This is a genomic window from Amycolatopsis sp. NPDC051061 (genome assembly GCF_040682935.1).
Taxonomy (GTDB): Bacteria; Actinomycetota; Actinomycetes; order Mycobacteriales; family Pseudonocardiaceae; genus Amycolatopsis.
This window is the reverse complement of the sequence record NZ_JBFBBZ010000070.1, coordinates 13,979-34,045: the sequence shown is the minus strand read 5'-3', so window position 1 is coordinate 34,045 and position 20,067 is coordinate 13,979. Positions and strand designations below refer to the sequence as shown.

The 20,067-nt window shown below is 72.8% G+C and carries 18 protein-coding genes; 2 read left to right on the top strand and 16 right to left on the bottom strand.

Annotated elements, in window-relative coordinates; translation table 11 throughout:
* From AB0N03_RS47575 to AB0N03_RS47535, 9 genes are all read right to left on the bottom strand, one after another.
* A complete protein-coding gene (locus AB0N03_RS47575; protein ID WP_364387295.1) occupies positions 1–921 on the bottom strand; it encodes a PmoA family protein in 921 nt (306 codons plus the stop codon).
* Positions 918–2,144, bottom strand: coding sequence for a Gfo/Idh/MocA family oxidoreductase (locus AB0N03_RS47570; protein ID WP_364387293.1), 1,227 nt, complete (start codon positions 2,142–2,144; stop codon positions 918–920). The genes AB0N03_RS47575 and AB0N03_RS47570 overlap by 4 nt, the downstream gene beginning before the upstream one ends.
* Positions 2,141–3,250 carry a Gfo/Idh/MocA family oxidoreductase gene (locus AB0N03_RS47565; protein ID WP_364387291.1) on the bottom strand — a complete coding sequence of 370 codons (1,110 nt, stop codon included), beginning with the start codon at positions 3,248–3,250 and terminating at the stop codon, positions 2,141–2,143. The genes AB0N03_RS47570 and AB0N03_RS47565 overlap by 4 nt, the downstream gene beginning before the upstream one ends.
* Entirely contained in the window at positions 3,247–3,804 is a 558-nt protein-coding gene (locus tag AB0N03_RS47560; protein ID WP_364387289.1) for a DUF624 domain-containing protein, read from the bottom strand. The genes AB0N03_RS47565 and AB0N03_RS47560 overlap by 4 nt, the downstream gene beginning before the upstream one ends.
* Positions 3,805–3,809: 5 nt before the next feature.
* Positions 3,810–4,655 (bottom strand): carbohydrate ABC transporter permease, encoded by an 846-nt coding sequence (locus tag AB0N03_RS47555; protein WP_364387287.1) that lies wholly within the window; start codon positions 4,653–4,655, stop codon positions 3,810–3,812.
* Positions 4,652–5,632 carry a sugar ABC transporter permease gene (locus tag AB0N03_RS47550; protein ID WP_364387285.1) on the bottom strand — a complete coding sequence of 327 codons (981 nt, stop codon included), beginning with the start codon at positions 5,630–5,632 and terminating at the stop codon, positions 4,652–4,654. The genes AB0N03_RS47555 and AB0N03_RS47550 overlap by 4 nt, the downstream gene beginning before the upstream one ends.
* A gap of 3 nt (positions 5,633–5,635) precedes the next feature.
* On the bottom strand, positions 5,636–6,925 hold the full coding sequence (locus AB0N03_RS47545) for an extracellular solute-binding protein (protein WP_364387283.1): 1,290 nt from the start codon (positions 6,923–6,925) through the stop codon (positions 5,636–5,638).
* Between the two features lie 211 nt (positions 6,926–7,136).
* Positions 7,137–8,324, bottom strand: a complete 1,188-nt coding sequence (locus AB0N03_RS47540) for a Gfo/Idh/MocA family oxidoreductase (protein WP_364387281.1) — start codon at positions 8,322–8,324, stop codon at positions 7,137–7,139.
* A gap of 211 nt (positions 8,325–8,535) precedes the next feature.
* Positions 8,536–9,504, bottom strand: a complete 969-nt coding sequence (locus AB0N03_RS47535) for a polysaccharide lyase family 1 protein (protein ID WP_364387279.1) — start codon at positions 9,502–9,504, stop codon at positions 8,536–8,538.
* A gap of 230 nt (positions 9,505–9,734) precedes the next feature.
* Here AB0N03_RS47535 and AB0N03_RS47530 point away from each other — a divergent pair, with 230 nt between their 5' ends.
* On the top strand, positions 9,735–10,712 hold the full coding sequence (locus tag AB0N03_RS47530; protein WP_364387277.1) for a LacI family DNA-binding transcriptional regulator: 978 nt from the start codon (positions 9,735–9,737) through the stop codon (positions 10,710–10,712).
* A gap of 86 nt (positions 10,713–10,798) precedes the next feature.
* On the opposite strand, the gene AB0N03_RS47525 is transcribed toward AB0N03_RS47530, so the two are convergent.
* The 6 genes from AB0N03_RS47525 to AB0N03_RS47500 all read right to left on the bottom strand — a co-directional run bounded on the left by AB0N03_RS47525 (position 10,799) and on the right by AB0N03_RS47500 (position 16,466).
* Complete coding sequence (locus AB0N03_RS47525; protein WP_364387275.1) at positions 10,799–12,034, bottom strand: FAD-binding protein; 1,236 nt, start codon at positions 12,032–12,034, stop codon at positions 10,799–10,801.
* Between the two features lie 41 nt (positions 12,035–12,075).
* Positions 12,076–13,215, bottom strand: coding sequence for a serine hydrolase domain-containing protein (locus AB0N03_RS47520; protein WP_364387273.1), 1,140 nt, complete (start codon positions 13,213–13,215; stop codon positions 12,076–12,078).
* Positions 13,216–13,230: 15 nt separating this feature from the next.
* Positions 13,231–14,262, bottom strand: a complete 1,032-nt coding sequence (locus AB0N03_RS47515) for an Lrp/AsnC family transcriptional regulator (protein ID WP_364387271.1) — start codon at positions 14,260–14,262, stop codon at positions 13,231–13,233.
* 67 nt (positions 14,263–14,329) lie between these two features.
* Entirely contained in the window at positions 14,330–15,097 is a 768-nt protein-coding gene (locus AB0N03_RS47510) for a hypothetical protein (protein WP_364387269.1), read from the bottom strand.
* Complete coding sequence (locus AB0N03_RS47505) at positions 15,094–15,681, bottom strand: papain-like cysteine protease family protein (RefSeq protein ID WP_364387267.1); 588 nt, start codon at positions 15,679–15,681, stop codon at positions 15,094–15,096. Before AB0N03_RS47505 ends, AB0N03_RS47510 begins: the two co-directional genes overlap by 4 nt.
* Positions 15,682–15,875: 194 nt before the next feature.
* On the bottom strand, positions 15,876–16,466 hold the full coding sequence (locus AB0N03_RS47500; protein WP_364387265.1) for a DUF6801 domain-containing protein: 591 nt from the start codon (positions 16,464–16,466) through the stop codon (positions 15,876–15,878).
* Positions 16,467–16,730: 264 nt separating this feature from the next.
* Here AB0N03_RS47500 and AB0N03_RS47495 point away from each other — a divergent pair, with 264 nt between their 5' ends.
* Positions 16,731–17,237, top strand: coding sequence for a hypothetical protein (locus AB0N03_RS47495; RefSeq protein ID WP_364387263.1), 507 nt, complete (start codon positions 16,731–16,733; stop codon positions 17,235–17,237).
* 68 nt (positions 17,238–17,305) lie between these two features.
* Here the strand turns inward: AB0N03_RS47495 and AB0N03_RS47490 are convergent, their stop codons facing one another.
* On the bottom strand, positions 17,306–20,047 hold the full coding sequence (locus AB0N03_RS47490; protein WP_364387261.1) for a BTAD domain-containing putative transcriptional regulator: 2,742 nt from the start codon (positions 20,045–20,047) through the stop codon (positions 17,306–17,308).
* Between the last annotated feature and the right edge of the window lie 20 nt (positions 20,048–20,067).

Genomic DNA, 20,067 nt, shown 5'->3' with positions numbered 1-20,067 from the left:
CTACTCGGCCGCCCGGGCCGCGAACTCGGCCAGCCGGGCGGGGTCCGGGTCGCCGTCGAAGACGACGACGTGGTGGGTCAGCGTCAGCTCTTCGCCCGGTTCGAGCCGCCGCGGCCGGTGGTACGTCTCGGCGAAGCTGACGACCGGGAACGGCTCGGCGCGCACGTACCAGGCGGTGGGGAAACCGGGGTTCGCCGGGCTGTCGGCGAACAGCAGCGTCGACGTGCGCAGGCTCTCGTCGTGCCGGCCGGTGAAGGCGAGCCACGGCGCGCGGTGGCCCATCGCCTCGTCCGCCGCCCGGCCGTCGGACGTCCGGACCGTGCCGCCGACGAACGAGCGCGGGCCGCGCCAGAACAGCCCGCCGTACCCGGCGGTGTCGCGGCCCTCGGTCACCGGGCTCCCCCAGCGCAGCTCGCGGCCGCTGGTGTTGCGCAGCCGGCTCGTCCACGTGAGGGTCCAGCTGTCCGCCGAGACGTCGCCGAAGCGCAGCGTGCGGTGCTCGGTCAGCCACTGTCGTCCCGCCGCGGTGCGCCAGGCCAGCTCGTGCCGCAGCTCGCAGTGCCCGGCCGCGCTCTCGATGCTCTCCCAGCGGACGTGGCCGACGCTGCCGTTGTTGTCGAGCGGTGTGTAGCCGCGGCCGCGCACGTAGGTCCGGCCGCCCCAGAAGTTCTCCCCCGACAGGTGGGCCATGGTGAACTGCAGGCCGTTGTGCCAGGTGTGGTCGTGCGGCCGGACGGCGGTCACGGTCTCTCCGGCGGTGGTGCGCACCGGGTGCAGGTACGGCTTCGGCGAGTCCCCGGCCGGCGTCGGCGGCGCCACGACGTACTCCGCCAGGACGAGGGCGCCGAGCTGGACGCGCACCCGGCCGTCGTCGTCCTCGGCCAGCTCGAGCGTCCCGCCGCCCACCGCCGCGCGGCTCACACCCGCTCCCCGATCTCAGCGAGCAATTCGTCGACCGAGACCGGCGCGCCGGTGGCCAGGGACCGGTTGGCGGCCAGCCCGGTGAGCAGCGCCTGCAGGCCGGAGTCGTGGTCGGCGGCGCAGCCCAGCTCGTCCGGCTCGGCGTCGCCGAGCAGCTCGGCGAGCATCCGCTCGTCCCCGCCGCCGTGCCCTTCGCCGAGGACTTCGTCGAGCACGACCTCGGGTGGCGCCCAGTGCCGCTGCACGGTCAGCCGGGCGCGTCCCGGCTCGGGCGCCGGTTCGGCACCGGCCGGGTGCTCGTTCTCCCGGACGTCCAGCTCGAGCCGTCCCTCGCTGCCGGCGAACGCGACGCGGTAGCCCTCGCGCGGCGAGTAGGCGTGCAGGTGATAGTTCAGGACCACCCCGCCGCGGTGACGCACGAGCACGGAAAGGTCGTCCTCGATGGTGACGCCAGGCGCGAACACGTTCTGGTTCCGGATGTAGCCGTCCTCCTGCTCCGCGTCGCGGTAGAGCGCGCGCAGCCGGGGCGAGGCCTCGAGGTCCAGCGCGAACCGGTCATCGGCGTGCCGGTGGGCGTTCCCGTCGCCGTAGAAGAACAGCCGGCCGAGCGCGAACACCGTCTCGGGCCCGCGGCCGAGCCACCAGTTGACCAGGTCGAAGTGGTGGCCGGACTTGTGCACGAGCAGCCCGCCGGAGTTCGCCTTCTCGCGGTGCCAGCGCCGGAAGTAGTCGGCGCCGTGCGCGGTGTCGAGCAGCCAGCTGAACTCGACCGAGCCGATCTCCCCGATCGCGCCCGCGGCGAGCAGCTCGCGCACGCGCCGGTGCACCGGGTTGTACCGGTAGTTGAAGGCGACCCGCACCGCGCGGCCGGTCTCGCGGCGGGCGGCGAGGATGCGCCGGGCGCCGTCGACGTCGGTCGTCATGGGCTTCTCGGTGACGACGTCGCAGCCGGCGTGCAGCGCGGCGACGACGTAGTCCGCGTGCGTGTGATCCGGGGTGCACACCACGACGACGTCGATGCGCTCCTTCGCCAGCATCGCCGTGAAGTCCGCCGGCCGGTAGCCCGGCACGGAAGCGCCGAGCCAGTCGTTGTGGACCCGCAGGCGGGTTTCGTTGTGGTCGCAGAAGGCCGCGAGCTCCGCCCGCGGTGAGCCGGCCAGCGCGCGGGTGAACAGCTGGGCCCGGGAACCCAGGCCGACGATCGCGTAGCGCGTCACCATCACGTCTCCTCTCGGGCGAGGGTCCAGGGCAGGGCGAGTTCGGAGAACAGCGCGAGGCGCTCGGCCGCGGCGTCGACGGCCCGATCGACGCCCGGCACGACGAACCGGCGCTCCGGGCCGGTGCCGACGGCGCGGGCCTGGGGCAGCCGCCTCGGCTCGGGCGCGTCGCGGACCGCCTCGACCAGTGCGGTGAACGCGCGGGTGGCGGCCAGCGGTGCGAGCAGCGGCACGCCGTCGCGGAGGTGGGCGACGAGGTTCGCCAGCAGGTCTTGCGGCGGGGCGACCGGCACCGGCTCGTCGTCGATGAGGAAGCGGTCGGTCTTGTAGGGCCAGCGGATCCGGCCTTCGGTGCCGTGGATCAGCACGTAGGGCTCATGGTCGGCTTCGGCGGCGAGCGTCGCCGCGACGACGACGTCCGGTGCGCCGGCGAAGCACAGGCGGGCGCACGCCGTGTCGTCCGACTCGATGTCGCGGGCGCGGTACAGCTCCACGGTCGTGCGCTCGGGCCGGGCTCCGGCCGTGCCGTTGAGCAGCAAGGCGGTCGCGACGGCGTGGGCGAACGGGTTCGTCAGAGCGCCGTCCACGACCGCCCGCCCGTCGAGCCGGCGACGGCCCGCCCAGGCGGTGCGCGAAAAGTAGCGGTCACGCCGGATCCACGCGCCCGCGGCGGCGATCCCGGTGACCGCCCCGATCGCGCCCCGCGCCAGCGCGGCCCGGATCGCCGGGACCGCGGGTGAGCCGAAACTCTGGAACCCGACCTGGCAGGCCCGGCCACGGGCCCGCTCGGTCAGCTCGTCGAACGCCGTCAGGTCGAGCACCGGCGGCTTCTCCACGAGCACGTGGCAGCCCGCGGCGAGCGCGAGGCGCGCCAGCGGCAGGTGCGTGTGCGGCGGGGTGGCCACCACCACGATGTCCGCCGGCACGCGGGCCAGCAGCTCGGCCGGATCGCGGGTGAACACCGGCACCAGCTCGCCGGCCTCGTCCGGGGGCTCGCGAACGTCGCACGCGCCGGCCAGGACGATCTCCCCCCGGTCGTGCAGTGCCCGGGCCCGGCGCAGGTGCGTGCGCGCGTAGCCGGCCGTGCCGAACACGACCACCGTAGGAGTCATCGGGGCCCGCCGGTCGCGACGGCGGCCAGGGCCAGGGGCCCGGCCACCAGCAGGGCCAGGATCGGCAGCATCCACACGAGCACGGCGGCCACGGCCAGCGCGGTCGCCGTGAGCAGGCCGTCGCGGGGCGAGGCCGCCGTCTCGCGGGCCGCCGTCACCACCGCCCGGCGCCAGGACGGTTCCCCGGTCGCGACGACTTCGCACGTCCGCACGGCGACGACGGCGACCGCGGCGGCCAGCACCCACAACGCCGGCCCGAGCACCCCCGCTCCCGGCATCGAGCGCGCGGCTTCGAGGTCCACCACGAACAGCACGGCGGCCAGCAGGCCCAGCCCGCCGAACGCCACCCCGCCCCGGGCGGCCTCCCGGAAGTCGGCCCAGAACGTCGTCCACAGTGGACGCCCGATGCCGTGGCGCGCCCGGTCGAGGGCCCGGCAGCCCGCCGCGAACGCCGGAGCCGCCGTCACCACCGGCACCGACGCGAGCGCGACGAGCAGACCGGTCAGCAAGCAGTCCGAGAAGTCGCCGAGCCCGGTTCGCCATGGGGTCCGCATCGTCGTCACCCCTTCAGGCCGCTGGTGCTGACGCCTTCGACCAGCAGGCGCTGGAAGGCGAGGAAGAAGAGCACGATCGGGACGAGCGCGAGCGCCGACATGGCGAACATCGCGCCGAAGTTCGACTCGCTGCTCGTGTCGACGAACAGCCGCAGGCCGAGCGGCACGGTGAACTTCTCCGTGTCGTTCAGGTACACCATCTGCGTGAAGAAGTCGTTCCACGTCCAGATGAACGTGAAGATCGACGTCGTGACGAGCGCCGGTTTCGACAGCGGCAGCACGACGTGCCAGAACGTCCGGTAGACCGAGCAGCCGTCGATCGTCGCGGCCTCGTCGAGCTCGCGCGGGATCCCGCGCATGAACTGGACGATCAGGAACACGAAGAACGCCTCGGTGGCCAGCAGCTTCGGCAGGATGAGCGGGACGAACGTGTTGACCAGGCCGGCCTGCTGGAAGATCACGTACTGCGGGATGAGCGTCACGTGGTAGGGCAGCATCAGCGTGGTGATCATGAACGCGAACAGCGCGCCGCGGAACCGGAACTTCAGCCGCGCGAAGGCGAACGCGGCCAGCGAGCAGGACAGCACGTTCGCGGCGACCGAGAGCCCGGCGACGAGGAACGAGTTGAGGAAGAAGCGGCCGAACCCGACGTCCGCCGCGCCTTCCCAGCCTTTCGTGTAGCCGTCGAAGACGAACCGGGTCGGCAGCAGCGAGAGCCGCGAGAGGATCTCGTCCGGCGGCTTGACCGACGCGAACGCCAGCCACACCAGCGGGTACAGCACCACGGCGACGATCACCAGGCACAGCACGTGCCGGCCCACCGAACGCGCCGAACGCGGGAGCACAGTCATGAGCGCTCCCCTGTGCCGTCCGCGTCGTCGTAGAACACCCACAGCTTGGCGGTGCGGAACACGATCGCGGTGACGATCGCGATCACCGCCAGCAGCACCCACGCCATCGCCGACGCGTAGCCCATGCGGAAGTCCTGGAAGCCGACCTCGAACAGGTAGAGCGTGTAGAACAGGTCCGCGTCGGCCGGCCCGCCGCGGCCACCGCCGATGACGAACGCCGGGGTGAACGCCTGGAACGCGTGGATGGCCTCCATCACCAGGTTGAAGAAGATCACCGGCGAGAGCATCGGCAGCGTGATGTGCCGGAACCGCCGGAACGCGCCGGCGCCGTCGATCGCGGCCGCCTCGTGCAGCTCCGCCGGGATCTGCTTGAGCCCGGCCAGGAAGATCACCATCGGCGCGCCGAACTGCCAGACCCCGAGCAGCACGATCGAGGCGAGGCTGAACTGCGGGTCGTCGACCCAGCTCGGCGTGTGCCAGCCGAAGAAGGCCAGGACCTCGTTCACCGGGCCGCCGCCCATGAACAGCGCCCGCCACACGAGCGCCGCCGCGACGCTCGCCCCGAGCAGCGAGGGCGCGTAGAACGCGGCCCGGTAGAAGCCGCCTCCGCCGCGGCGGGTGTTGAGCAGCATCGCCACCAGCAGCGACACCGCGAGCTTCAGCGGCACCGAGACCAGGACGTAGATCAGCGTGACCTTCACCGACTGCAGGTAGCGGTCGTCGTCGGTGAACATGTGCGCGAAGTTGCCGAAGCCGACCCACTTCGGGGCGGTGAAGAGGTCGTAGTCGGTGAAGGACAGGTAGAGCGAGACGACCATCGGGCCGACGGTCAGCGCCACCGCGCCGAGCAGCCACGGCGTCAGGAACGCGAAGGCCTCCGGCTGGCTTTTGCGGCGCCTGGCCGGCCGGTCCCGCCTCCGGACCCGCGCGGGAGCGTCCCGGGCGACCGGCGGGTCCGGGGTGCGCACGGTCGTCATCGGCTACCGGAGTCCCTTCTCGGCTTCGGACATGAACCGGCTGACGGCGTCGTCGATGCTCATCCGCCCGAACGCGACCTCCTCGTAGGTGCGCTGGAGCAGCTTCTGGATCGCCCCGGCGCCCTTGGGCGGGACCGGCGGCGCGGCCCCGAGCTTCGGTTCGAGACCGGCTTCGTAGTCGTAGAGCGTCTTGTCGGCGCCCTTCGCGGACCCCGCGAGCTGGGCGCGGACCTTGAGGTTCGGCGCGAGCCCGCGGTCGGTGCCGACGATCTTGCCGACTTCGGGGTCGTTGACCAGGAAGTCGACGAGCTTCGCCGCCGCCTCCTGCTGCTGGCTGCGCGCGGAGACCGACAGGAACATCGACGGCCGCCGGTACTGCCCGGTCTTCCCGGCGGCGTCGGTCGGGTACGGCGCCACGTTCAGCGGCTTGCCGTTCGCCTTCTGGTACGCGGGCAGGAGGTTGTCGTAGGCGAACTCGGAGCTCGTCAGCTTCTTGCCGAGCGGCGACTGCTCGGGCGAGGTGTTGTAGGACGCCGTGACGTCGGCCGGGGACGTGCCCTTGGCGTCCCGGAACCGGCCCGCGAGCTGCCAGTACCGGCGCAGGTCGTCGGCGGTGAAACCGAGCTTGCCCTCGGGCGTGTAGAACTGCTTGCCCTGCTGGCGCAGCCAGATCTCCAGCGTCGTGTCGAGGATGCCGAAGTCGGTCGCCCCGCGCGCGGCGAACCCGCCGGCGGCGCTGACCTTCTGGGTCGCGTCGGCGTACTGGTCCCAGGTCAGGCCCTTCGCCGGGTCCGCGCCCGCCGCGGTGAACGCGGCCGGGTCGTAGAGCATGGCCGGCGTGTTCTGCGCCCACGGCACGGCGTACCGCTTGCCCTGGTACACGCCGGTCGCCGCCAGCTCGGGGTTGATGTCGGCCAGCGAGATCGCCTTCCCCGCGCCCGTGTTCAGGTCGGCCAGGACGTTGCGGCCCCCGTACTCGGCCAGGTACCGCGTGTCGACGTTGAGCACGTCCGGCGGCTTGCCACCCGCCGTCTGCGTCGCCAGCTTCTCCCAGTAGGCGGCGTACGCCGAGAACGACGTCTGCACCTTGATCTTCGGGTTCTTCTGCTGGAACAGCTCGACGGCCTTCTTCGTCAGGGTGGCCCGGCCGTCACTCCCCCACCAGACGAACGTGATGGTCACGTCCCCGCCGTCGCCGCCGGAGTCCGAGCCGCACGCGGCGACCCCGGTCAGCAGCAGCGGGACCACCGCGGCCAGCGCGACGAGCGTTCGCCGCTCTCTTGTCCGACGCATCGAGCTCTCCGTTCTCAGCCGGTCAGCACTTTCTGAAAACGCTGTCAGCGCGTTCACGGTAGGCAGTGCGCTGGACTCGTGTCAACGGGCTCGACGAGGCAATACCCCTTGTGCAGCAACGAGGTCACCGAAATGTGGGCAGCGTGAGAAAGCGCTTACAGCACACTCGGATCGAAGCGGCTGTCAGCGCGACGGGCACCGGGTGAGAGCGTTACCCGGTGCGTTCCGCGGCCGGGCCGCGCCGGCGGGCACTCGCCCACGGGACGCCGATCTCGGAGAACAGCGCCAGCCGGTCCGCGGCGACGGCGACCTCCTCGCCGATCCCCCGGACCACGGGGTGCCGGCTCGCCCCTTCGCCGGCCGTGCGGATCCAGCCCGCCGGGATCCGGGCCGGCGACGGCGCGTCCCGGACCGCCTCGACCACCGACGCGAACGCCCGGGTGGCCGGCAGCGGCGCGAGCAGCGGCACCCCGGCCGGGTCGAGGTGGTGGGCGACCAGGTTCCGCAGCAGGTCCACCGGTTCGCCGAGGTGGACCCGTTCGTCGTCGAGCTCCAGCCGGTGGCTCTTGTACCAGAACTTCGCGCGCCCCTTGGTGCCGTGCACCACCACGTACGGCTCGTGGTCCTGTTCGGCGCACAGCGACGCGGCGACGACGATCTCGGGACCGCGGTCGAAGCGGATGCGCAGGCACGCCGTGTCGTCGGCCTCGATGTCGCGCGTGCCGAACAGCTCCAGGGCGATCTCCGCCGGGTCGCGGCCGCCGACGCCGCCCACGAGCAGCGCCGTGGCCACCGCGTGGGAGAACGGGTTGGTCAGGGCGCCGTCGACCACGGCTTCGCCGTCCAGCCACCGCCGGCCCGCCCAGGGGTTGCGGCGGTAGTAGGCGTCGGTGCGGATCCACGCCCCGGCCGCGCCCACGCCCACCACCTCGCCGAGCTTTCCCACCGCGATCGCCGCCCGCAGCACCGACAGCGCCGGGGAGCCGAAGCTCTGGAACCCCGTCTGGCACGCCGAGCCGTGCTCCGCGGCCAGCCGGGACAGGGTCCGGAACCCGGCCAGGTCGAGCACCGGCGGGGTTTCCAGCAGCAGGTCGCCGCCCGCCCGCAGCACCGCGCCGCCGACGCGGACGTGCGCGTGCGGCGGGGTCGCGACCACGGTGATGTCGGGACGGCAGCGGCGGAGCAGGTCGTCGACGCCGACGTGCGCGGTGCCGCCCTCGGGCAGCAGGGCGATCGCGGCGGCCGAGGGCACCCGGACGTCGGCCATGCCGGCGAACCGCACCAGGCCTTCGTCGTGCAGGATGCGGGCGCGGTGCAGGTAGCTGAACGCGTAGCCGGACGTGCCGACCACCGCCAGCCTCGGCGGGTCCGCGACGGTGCGGCACCTGCTCCCCGACATGGGTCTCCGATCGGCGCGCCGGGCTCGGCCGCGCGGGAACTGACGAATGGGCAGTCCGGGAGAAACTTCCGGTGGTCACGGTAGGGCGTTCGCGACAAGTGTGTCAATGTTCGGGACACTGTTTCGAATTCGTCGAAGGCCGGGTACTCCGAACGGCGGTGGCCGGTTCGAGATAGCGCTTACCCGAACCGGCCGCGCACTCCGCCGCCGGTCAGATCCGGCCGACGCCCGCACCCGCGGTCACGGTGGCCTTGACCGTCGAAGTCGGCTCCAGGGTGAAGGAATACGGCGCCGTCGTCATGCTGCCGGTGCGGGTGATCTTGTTCGTGCAGCCGCCGAAGGAGTTGCCCGACTCGTTCAGGTAGCCGTCGACGTCGCTGTCACCGGTCGTTTCCAGGCACACCTTCGTGGATTCGAAGACGTTGTTCTGGGCGAGGAACTGCGCGTTCATCCGCGAATGCACGGCGGAATCGGTCACAGCGTGGAAATAGTTGTCGTAGGCGTGCCCGGTGCCGAACCGCAGGCTGGGCATCCGCGAGTTCACGTTCTCGAACCAGTTGTGGCTGAATGTGACATGCAGCTTGCCGGTGTCCTCGGCGGCGTTGCTGTCGCTGTGCCCGACGAGGGAGACCTTGTAGTGGTCGTGGAACTTGTTCCAGGACACGGTGATCCCGTCGGCGGCGTGGCTGATGTCGAGCAGGCCGTCGTAGTAGTCCTTGCCGTGGTCGAGGTCGGAGGACAGGTCGTTGTGGTCGATCCACACCCGGGTGGCGCCGCGCTGGATCTGGATCGCGTCGGTGCCGACCGCCTTGGAGATGGCCAGGTTGCGGAGGATGACGTTCGACGACTTGTCCACGGCGAGCCCGCCGCCGGTGAAGCCGGAGCCGGACCCGACGCCGAGGACCGTCTTGTTCGACCCGATCTTCACGAGCGTCTTGTTCGCCAGGGTGATCTTCCCGCTCACCCGGACCGTCCGGGCCGTGCCGTCCGCCACCGCGCTGGTGAACGCCGACGCCGTCGTCACGGTCACGGTCTCGCCGCCCGCGCCGCCGGTCGTGCCGGCGCCGTAGCCGACGGGCGAACTCTCGTAGGCCGCATGCGCGACGCCGGTGGGGACCATCGCCGCGGCGAACGCGGCCGTGGCGAAAACGCGCAGGCAGAACTGGGCTTTCCTGGTCATCAGGCACCTCTGAGGGGGGTGGGGACCCGCGCCCCGGGGAACGGGGAACACGGCGGAGACTCCGTTCTACGATTTGCAGCAAAACCCGGTCAACGATTTGCAGGGTTTTCATCCCAACCCCAGCCGAATGGCCCTGCGACGGCCGGATCCCCGCTGCCGCAAGGCGATCCGTTGTTGACAACGCTGCCGGGCGTTTCCATGATGTGGCAGGAGCCTGCCGAGGAGTAGCCGTGAGCGTGACCATTCACGACGTCGCCCGCCGGGCCAACGTGTCGATCTCGACCGTGTCGCGCGCGTTCACGTCACCGGATCTGGTCCGCCACCAGACCCGCAGCCGGGTGCTGGCCGCGGCGAGCGAGCTCGGGTACCACGCGGTCGGCGCACCACAGCCCGCCGCCCGCACCGGGCACATCGGCATCGTGGTCTCGGACCTCGGCAACCCGTTCTTCACCGGCGTGCTCGACGGCGTCCAGGCCCGCGCGCGCCAGGACGACGTCGCCGTGTTGTTCGCGAGCAGCGACCAGGACCCGGCGACCGAGCAGAACCTGGTCCGCCGGATGGCCCGGCAGGTCGACGGCGTCGTGCTGGGCAGCCCGAGCATGACCGACGACCAGCTGCGCGCGCTGGCCGAGCAGACGACGCTCGTGCTGCTCAACCGCGAGGTGCCGGGGATCCCGTCGATCGTGATGGACGCCGCCGACGGGATGCGGCAGGCGATCGAGCACCTGGCCGCGCTGGGCCACCGCCGCTGCGCCTACCTCGGCGGGCCCCGCATGTCGTGGGCCAACCGCGCCCGCCGGCAGGGTCTGACGGAGGCGGCCGAGCGCCACGGCACGGAGGTCGTCGAGTTCGGCCCGTTCCCGCCGGTGTTCGAGGGCGGCCTGCAGGGCGCGGACCTGGCGCTGGCCGCGGACGTGACGGCGATCGTGGCGTACAACGACCTGGTGGCGTTCGGTGCGCTGGCCCGGCTCAACGCCCGCGGCGTCCCGGTGCCGGACGAGATCAGCCTGGTCGGCTTCGACGACCTGGTCTTCGCGGCGATCTCGGCACCGCCGTTGACGACGATCGCCATGCCGACGGAGGCGGCGGGCCGCGCGGCGGTCACGATCCTGCTGGACTTGCTCGACGGATCCGCCGACGAGCACACGACCCGGGTGCTCGACACGTACCTGATCGTCCGCGCGACCACGGCCCCGCCGGCGAGTTAGCCGCGGCGCCGGGTCCGGACGTCATGAAAGGGTCGTTCATGACGCTGGACGACAGGAAAGAGTCGTTCATGCCCTTCGGCCGCGAGCTAGCCACCGAAGACGTGGCGCTCCAGGAACGGGTTCCGGAACTTCCCGGAGGGGTCCAGTTCCCCGGCCAGCACGCGGAAATCGTCGATCCGCGGATACGACCCGGCCGTGTGGAAGAGCTTGCCCCAGTGCGGCCGCGCGCCGAACGGGGCCAGGCGTGCCTCGAGCACCGGGAGCACCGCCTCCACCTCCGGCTGGCGCGGCTGCCAGGTGAAGTGCAGCGCGACCCGGTCACCGCCGTGGCACGGGCTCAGCCACAGCTCGTCGCCCGCGATCGCGCGGATCTCCGACACCAGCAGCACCGGCGCCAGCAGGTCGCCGATCTCCCGGACCGCCCGCACCGCCGCCACCGCGTGCTCGTACGGCACGAAGTACTCCGACTGCAGCTCGTCCCCGACGCTCGGGGTGAACGCCAGCGCGAAGTGCGGCAGCCGCTCGTGCCACGGGCCTCCGACGCCCTGCTGCGGCGTGCAGTTGGCCGCTCCGATGCCCGCCGCGTGCGCCGGGTGCCGGGGTCCGTCGGCCGGGACCGCGCCGAACAGCTCCGTTCGCGAGGTGAACGCGTCCACGCGGCTCTTGACCCACACCTGGTCGATCGTGTCGTTCGCCCAGTTCGTGAACAGGCTGACGCTGTAGCCGGCGTCTTCGACCTCGTCGAAGTGCCGGTAGGCGGCCTCCCAGGGCAGGCCGTCGAAGACGTCCTGGCGGACGTCGAACGCGGGCTCGACGTCCAAGGTGATCCGCGTGACGACGCCGAGCGCGCCGAGGCCGACGACCAGTCCGGGGAACTCGGCGTGGGCGCGGGTGAACGTCCGCAGCTCGCCGTTCGCGGTGACCAGCTCGATCGCCGACACGGCCGACGCGAGCCCCGGCTGCCGGCGCCCGGAGCCGTGGGTGCCGGTCGCGACGCTGCCGGCCACCGTGATGTGCGGGAGCGACGCGAGGTTCGGCAGCGCGAACCCCGCAGCGTGCAGCTGCTCGGCGAAGTCGCCGTAGCGCGCGGAGCCGCCGACGGTGACCGTCCCGTCTCCGATCTCCACCGGGACGTCGAGCGCGCGCAGGTCCAGCAGGACGCCGCCCGGCGCGTCCGCGATGTCGTTGAAGCAGTGGCGGCTGCCCAGGGCCTTGACGCGTGCCGCGCCCGCGACAGCCTCCCGCACTTCGTCCACCGTGTGCGGAGTCAGCACCGAGTCCGCGGTGTAGGCGTGGTTCCCGGCCCAGTTCGACTCGCCCACGCAATGTGTCCTTCCACCGTGCCGGATCCCCGGCTCCGACCCTACGCGGCCGCGTCCCGCCAGAACTCGCGCATCCACTCCGGCGGCACCGGGTTGTCCTCGCCGACCTGGGTCAGCAGCACGGCGACCGTGCCGGTGGCGGGCACGACGTGGGCGGTGGTGCCGGTGCCGCCGACCCAGCCGTAGCGGCCGGGGACGGTCCACGGCTCGACGGCGGCGATGTCGACGGCGCCGCCCATCCCCCAGCCCTGGCCCTCCAGGAACAGCGCGCCGATCTCGCGCTGCGCGGCGGTGGTGTGGTCGGTCGTCATCAGCCTGACCGACTCGGGGCTGAGCACGCGCCCGCCGTCGTGGGCGGCACCCTCGGCGAGGAGCATCCGGCCGAAGGTCACCCAGTCTCCCGCCGTCCCGGCCAGGCCGCCGTTGCCGAGCGGCAGCGCCGGCATCGTGCTCCACTGGCCGTCCGGGGCGTCGGCGAGCACCAGCCCGTCCGGGGTCTTCTTGTAGAAGCCGGTGAACCGGTCCCGCCGGTCGGGCCCGACGACGAACCCGGTGTCGGCCATGCCCAGCGGCGCGAAGATCCGCTCCTCGAGGAACTCCGGCAGCGACCGGCCGGCCGCGCGGCCGGCGAGCACGCCCTGAATCGTGGAGCAGGTGTCGTACAACCACGATTCACCCGGCTGGAAGGCGAGCGGCACCTCGGCCAGCCGCGCGAGCCAGACGTCCGCCGGCGGGAAGCTCTGCACTTCGCGGCCGTCGCCCTGCACGGGGAACAGCGCCTGCACCGCCGGCAGCGTGAAGTCCGCGGCGAACCCCCAGCCGGCCTGGCCGGTGAGCACGTCGAAGACGGTGATCGGCCGCTTCGCCGGGACGACGTCGCCGACCGGGCTCGCCGGGGTGCGCACCACCTTCGGGTCCGCCAGCTCGGGCAGCCACCGGCCGATCGGGTCGTCGAGGGCGAGCCGGCCGTCGTCCACCAGGGCCAGGACCGCCGCGGCGGTGATCGGCTTGGTGATGGAGGCGAGGCGGAAGAGCGTGTCTTCGGCCATCGGCCTGCTGCCTTCGACGTCGACCGAGCCGACGGTCACGACCTCGGGGCGCCCGGCCCGGTCCACGATGGCCACCGCGCCGGGCAGCGTGCCGTCGTCGACGTGCCGTCGCAGGTTTTCACGCAGGCTCATGATCTCCGACGATAGTCAGCGCGCCGGGATGATCGCCTGGTGGGTGCCGCCGAGGCCGTGCGGGCTGAGCAGCCTGCCCATCCGCTTCGGCATCCGCAGCGTGATCGCGCGGTCGAGGACGCGGGCGCCCGGGGCGGCGGCCGCCAGCCGGGTCTCGTAGGCCGTGCAGCCGGCCGGTTCCCGCAGCCACGCCGACACCACCAGGTTGCCCTCGCCCACCACCGCGGCCGAGAGCCGCGTCTCCGGCAGGTGCGCGATCGCCGTGCCGGCGCGGTCCAGGTCGTCCGCGGCGACGTCGAGGCGGTAGCCCGCGATCACCGGCCAGCCCGCCGGGACGTGCGCGAGGTCGCAGCGGAAGTCGAGCTCGTGGTTGCGCAGCATCCGCGCGAGCGTGCGGCGCACCGCCGACTCGCTCATCCGGCAGTCGCGGGCCAGCTCGGCGTAGCTGCGCCGGCCGTCCTCCCCGAGGGACTCGACCAGCGCGCGCAGGTCCCGGTCGTCCCACTGCTGCGGGACGACCAGCCGGGCCTGCACCGCCGTCTCGTCGAGCGCCGCGCGCTGTTCCGGGGCCAGCGCGTTCACCAGCCAGCCGCTGCCCTCGCGGTAGACGCGCGTGGCGACGGCGAACCGGACCTCGCGCACCCCGGGCAGGGCCCCGAGGCGGCCGGTGACCAGCCCGTCCAGCGCGTCCAGGTCCCGGGCGGCCAGGGACAGGAACAGCGAGAACCGGCTGGTCGTGCGCTCGACGCTGAACACCGACGGCCAGCCGCACAGCTCCCGCGTCAGCTCGGTCAGCGCGTCCGGGCGGCACGCGAGATCGACGTAGCCGACCGTGGTCGTCGGGGCCGTGGCGTACGCGGTCAGCCACGCCAGCCCGGCCGCCTGCAGCCGGTCCCAGCGGCGCGCGGCCGTCGTCGCGTCGGTGCCGACGGCCGCGGCGATCCGCGTCCACGGCGCCCGCGGGTCGCGCTGCAGCGCCTCGACCAGCGCGAGGTCCGAGCCGCTCGGTCGCGCCGGTTCCGGCTGAGCGGCCGGGGAAACGGGCATGGCGCATTCTGACCTGATCATGATCACCTGCCAAGGGCCGCCGGACGCGCCGGCGGCCCCTCGCCGTCTACCGCCGGCGCAGCCGCGGCACCACGACCGCGCCCGCCACCAGCACGAGGACCCCGCCGAGCAGGAACGGCAGCACCGGCACGTCCCCGGGGTCCGCGGCCGGGACCGCGCGCTCGCGGCCGCCGTAGCCGCCGCCCGCGCCGTCGCGGTCGTAGGCCGAGCCCGGCAGCTTGTCCGCGTACCGCTGGTGCAGCGCCGCGCGGTAGTCGCGCACGCTCAGCTCGGCGCCGGCGGAGAGGCCGGTGACCGAGCCGTCCAGCACCGTCACGGCGTCGCCGTGCACCGCGTACCAGGCGTTGACCTGCGGTTCGTGCAGGAGGTAGCCCCCGGCCGCGGCCTCGGCGTACTTCCGCTCGTAGTCACCGGACGCGACGTTGACGACGGTCCAGGCCGCGCCCTGCCGCTCGGCCCAGACCGTCGCCGTGGTGCCGTCGCCGGTCCGCGCCGGCACCGCGACGTAGGCGAGCGCGGCCGGGACCTCCGAGGTCCCGGCGACGAACGCCGCCGTCGGCTCGTAGACCGCGACCTGGGTGCGCGGGTCGGCGTTCGCCGACTGCGCCGCGGCCGCCGCGTGCGCGCCGGGGAACTTCGTCGTCGCGAGCCGCTCGAGGGTCGACCGGCCGCCGGTCACCTGCCCGATCGCGGCGGTGTCGGCCGCGGTCGGGGTGCCGGCCGGTCCGGTGGCCGCGCCGGCGGCACCGGCGGTGGTGAGCATCGCGGCGCCGGCCAGCACGGCCGCGCCCAGCGCTTTCTTCAGCACGCTCATCCCTCGATCCCGTACAGCGTGTGCGTCCACTGGAACTGGTTGTTCGAGCGGTAGGTGTCGTAGTTCATGGAGTTGTAGCGGCTGTTGTCCGGCCACGGATCGCCGTAGTCCACCCGGGTCGCGCCGCTGGAGTTGTCGTACCCGTAGAGGACGTGCATGTGGCCGCCGCCGGAGCGCCAGCCGATCCGGGTGCCGATCGGCCGGCCCGCGTCGATCTGGTTCTTGATGGTGGTGAAGGAAAGGACCTGCCCGTTCGAGTTGTACGACCCGACGTTGGCGAAACCCAGTGAGCGGAACACCCGCTGCTGGTCGGACAGGTAGCCCTGGTTGTTCGCGCAGTCACTGCCGGATTCGTTGTGGGCGATCTGGCAGAACCGCGTCTGGGAAAGCGAAAATCCCCAGTAGTCGGCGATCGTGGTGCCGCTGGCGTCCCAGCACCACTGGTCCTTCTGCTGGGCCTGCATGCTGATGCCGAGATCGGTCCGCGCGGCCGCCGCGACCGCGGGCGCCTGCAGGGCGACGACGGCGGCCGCGGCGGCCGATACCGCCGCGAGTCCACGTAGGACTCCTGAAGTGGTTTTCACGAAGTGGTCCTCCAGCCGGTGACGATGCGACGTGGTGGCCCGGAATACTCCGCGCAGCGCCGTCGGACCGGTACCTACTAAGGGAGGATCACATTGGGAGGGAACGGTTTCCGGCGGATCCCGGCATTTCCCGGGTGCCGGATTCCGGCATCGGCTCCGGCCCGCCGGACGGATTCCGGCGGGCCGGGCCGGGGTCAGCCGACCGTCGTGGTGCCGAGGGTGGCGTCCTGGTCCGGCGGGTCGAGCGTCAGGTCGACGTCGAACTCGCCGAGGCCGCTGTCGGTGACGACATGGGTGGTCGCCGCGGAGTCGACGCTGCTGGTCGCCTCCCCCGCCGGGGTGCCGGCCGGGACGGTGAAGTCGACCTGGCCCGAGGCGGTGAACTTCAGGCTGCCTTCGGCGGGGACGGGCGTCTCCGGGATCGGCAGCTCGATCGGGATGACCACGGACTGGCCGCCGATCGCGACGTTCACCCGGGACTTGATGGTGCCGGAGATCTTGGTGGCACCGACCAGGCGCAGGCCGTCGCCGGCGGCCTGACCGGCGTCGACGGCGAGGCTGAACGGCACCGAAACCGGCGTGCCGGCGGTGGCGGTCGCGGGGATGTCCGCCGTGACCACCACGGTGACCTGCTGGTCGCCGATCAGCGGGAAGCCGCCTTGGTAGGTGAGCGATTTCTCGGCCGCCGCGGCCGGTGCGGCCGACAGCACGGCCACCGCGCCCGCGAGCAGCGTGGCCAGCCCGATCTTCAGGAACCGCTTTTTCCGCACGAGGGTTTCCGTCATGTCTGGTCCTTTCGTCGTCGAACGGCCTTTCGGATGCTAGGGGGAAACTTCCCAACCGGCCAATGCGCTTTTCCGTGGGCCGGGAATTTGTCATCCGCCGTTGCGTGATGGTCATTGTTTTTATGAGGTGCGCTTTCGCGCGTGACAATTTTCGGCTCGCGGGCACTCACGCGCGTCAGCACCGCGAGAGCGCGGGTGTAGTGGCGGTGTAGGAGCCGCGCGCAGGGTCGTCCCGGTCGGAACCCGTCCACTGAGGGAGACACCATGCGCAGCATCTACCCGGCAGCGGCGCTCTCGGCCGCCCTGCTCTTCGGCGGCGCGACCGTCGCTTCGGCCGCCACCGCGCCCACCGACGTCTACGCGGAGGTGACGGCCGCCGACATCGCCGACCCGGGCGCGGTGATCGTCGACTCACCGGCCGAACTGGCCGCGGCCAGGACCGCAGCACAGGCGATTGCGTGGTATTCGAGCCGCAACGGCAGCACGGCCTACCAGGGCTACTGCGAAAAGGCAGCCCGCCTTTCGTGGAACCGCACGACCCACCACGCGAGCGCGATCGAGCACTGGCGGTCCTCGGACGGCGCCCGCCACACGACGGGCACCCCGCCGAGGGGCGCGTTCGTGTTCTGGAACATTTCGGCCTACGGCCACGTGGGCATCGCGGACGGCAGCGGCGGCGTGTGGGCGACGAGCGTGAACGGCGCGATCGGCCACGCGAAGCAGAGCTACTTCGGCAGCTACCTGGGCTGGAAGCCGGGCAACAGCAACTGAGCACCGCCTCCGGCTTGGTGAATGACTCATTTCTGTTCCCTGACGACAGGAATGAGTCATTTCCGGAGTCAAGCGCGGGCGCAGGTTCGTCGCCGCCGAACCTGCTCCAGCAGCTCCAAACCTGTCGTTTCCCCTTGCCGGTTACCGGTTTCGCGAAACACCCGCAACGCGCGGTCGCACACCCCGCGCGCCTGCACCGGCTCGCCCGTCGCCAGCAGCGTCTGCCCGATCCCCAGCAACGCATACGCGCCGCACCGCTCGTCGTCCAGGTCCTCGAGGATGCTCGACGCCAGCCGCAGGCACGTCAACGACTCCGGCAGTTCCCCCCGGTCGCGGTGCAGCGTTCCCAGCTCCGTGAGGACCTTCGCCTCGCGGTGCGGGTCGTCGATCTCCCGCGCCAGCTCACGAGCCCGACGCAGCCACGAACCCGCCTCCGCGAACGAACCCGTCAACGCGTACGTCGTGCCCAAGGAGTTCCGCACCTGCGCGACGCCCCGGCGGTCACCGGCTCGCTCCAGCCCCGCCAATGCCCGACGGTAGAAGCCGAGCGCTTCCCGGGGCCGGTCGCGGACCCGCGCCACCGTCCCGAGACCCGCCACCGCGAGCGCCTCGCCACGGACGTCGCCGAGCGAGGCGAACAGCGACGCCGATCGCTCCATGTCGTGCACCGCCGCCGCGTACTCGTCGTGGTACAGGCGGACCTGGCCGAGTCCTCGGTACAGAACCGCCGCTCCCGCAGCGTTTCCCGCCGCTTCGACCGCGGCCAGCGCCGTCAGGTGGCTGCGGCGCCAGTCGTCGTACGCGCCGCGCAGGTCGTAAAACGGGACCGCGGTCGCCGTCAGCTGCCAGGCCAGCTCGTCCAGGCCCGCGTCCGCGGCCAGCTGGACCGCGGCCGCCAGCAGCTTGCGCTCCGCGGTGAACCAACCCAGCGGGTCGGGCACCAGCCCGGCCGTGGCCACCGGCTCCCCGACGGCCGGCCCGGTCATCGCGCCGAACGCCGGCGGCAGGCTCGCCGCGGCCGTCTTCGCCAGCGCCAGCAACACCGTCAGCACCCGGGCGAGGGTTTCGCGCCGCGAAGGATCCGCCGCCAGGAGCTCCGCCGCGTAACACCGCAGAAGGTCGTGCAGCCGGTAGCGAGGATTCCCACCGGAATCCCGTCCTGCCAAGGAAACGAGGTTCGCGTCGACGAGCACGTCGAGCACCTCGTGGGCGCCGTCGCGGTCCAGCAGCGCGTCGACCACCCAGCTCGGGAAGTCCTGCGCGCCCAGCACCGCCGAGCGGCAGAACGCCGTCCGCGCGTCCGCCGGCAGCTGCCGCAGGCTCAGCTCGAAGCTCGGCCGGACGCCGAGGGCGCCGACGCGCAGCTCGCTCAGCCGGCTCGACTCGTCGGCCAGCCGGTCGTGCAGCGTCCGCAGGCTCCACGCCTGCCGCCCGGCCAGCCGCGCGCCGGCGATCCTGATCGCCAACGGCAGGTAGCCGCAGCAGCGGACGATCGCCGCCGCCTCGGCCGGCTCGCCGACGACCCGGTCGACGCCCGCGATCCCGGCCAGCAGCCGCGAAGCCTCGTGCTCGCCGAACACCGTCAGCTCGACGTGCTTCGCGCCCGCCAGCTCCGGCAGCCGTCCACGGGTCGTCACCAGCACCGCGCACCCGGCGTCCCCGGGCAGCAGCGGGCGGACCTGCGCGGCGGTCGCGGCGTCGTCGAGCACCAGCAGCACCCGCCGCCCGGCCAGCCGCGAGCGGAACAGCGCGGCCCGCTGCCCGAGCCCGGCGGGGACGGTGTTCCCGGTGACGCCCAATGCGTGCAGGAAGTCGGCGAGCACCTCCGCCGAGGCGCGCGGCGCGCCCGTGCCGGCGAGGTCGACGTACAGCTGCCCGTCGGGGAACCGGTCCGCGAGGCGGTGGGCGACGTGCATGGCCAGCGCCGTCTTGCCGGTCCCCGGCGCGCCGGTCAGGACGACCGGCGCCGGGCCCAGCGCGGTTTCCAGCTCCCGGACGTAGTCCTCGCGGCCGGTGAAGTCGGGCAGGTCCGCGGGAAGCTGCCGCAGCGGCGGCGCCACCGACGGCGCCGCGACCGGCTCGCCCGCGAGGATCGCCGCCTGCACGGCCCGCAGCTCCGGCCCGGGTTCGACGCCCAGCTCGGTGACCAGCCGCTCCCGCGCCGTCGAATACGCCTGCAGCGCCTCGGCCCGCCGTCCCGCGCCGGTGAGCGCCAGCAGGTACTGCTGCCAGAGCCGTTCCCGGTAGGGGTGTTCGGCCAGCCGCACGGCGAGCTCGGCGATCGCCGGGTCGTGCCGCCCCAGCCGCACCTGCAGCGAAAGCCGTTCCTCGACGGCGGCCAGCCGGTTCTCGACGAGCCGCCCGAGTTCGGCGTCCCACGCCGGCGCGGTCGGCAGGTCCTCCAGGGGATCCCCGCGCCACAACGACTCCGCCTCGGCGAGCAGCTTCAACGCCGTCTCGGGCGCGGCCGCCCGCCCGGCGTCGGCGACGAGCCGGGCGAACCGGTGCGCGTCGACGGCGCCGGGGTCGACGACGAGCGAGTAACCCGGGTCGTGGCTGCGCAGGACCGGCCCCTCCGGCAGCAGCCGGCGCAGCCGCCACACGTAGGTCTGCAGGTTGGCGGTGGCCGACGTCGGCGGGCCGCTCGGCCAGATCGTGTCGACCAGTTGCCCGGGCGCGACCGTCCGGTTCGCGTTGAGCAGCAGGTGGGCCAGCAGGACCCGCTGCTTCGCCCCGCCGAGCGGCACCGGCCGCCCGCCCGCCGTCACGATCAGCGGTCCGAGCAGGTGAAACCGCACTTCAGGACTCATCGAGCACCCCGTTCCCGCGG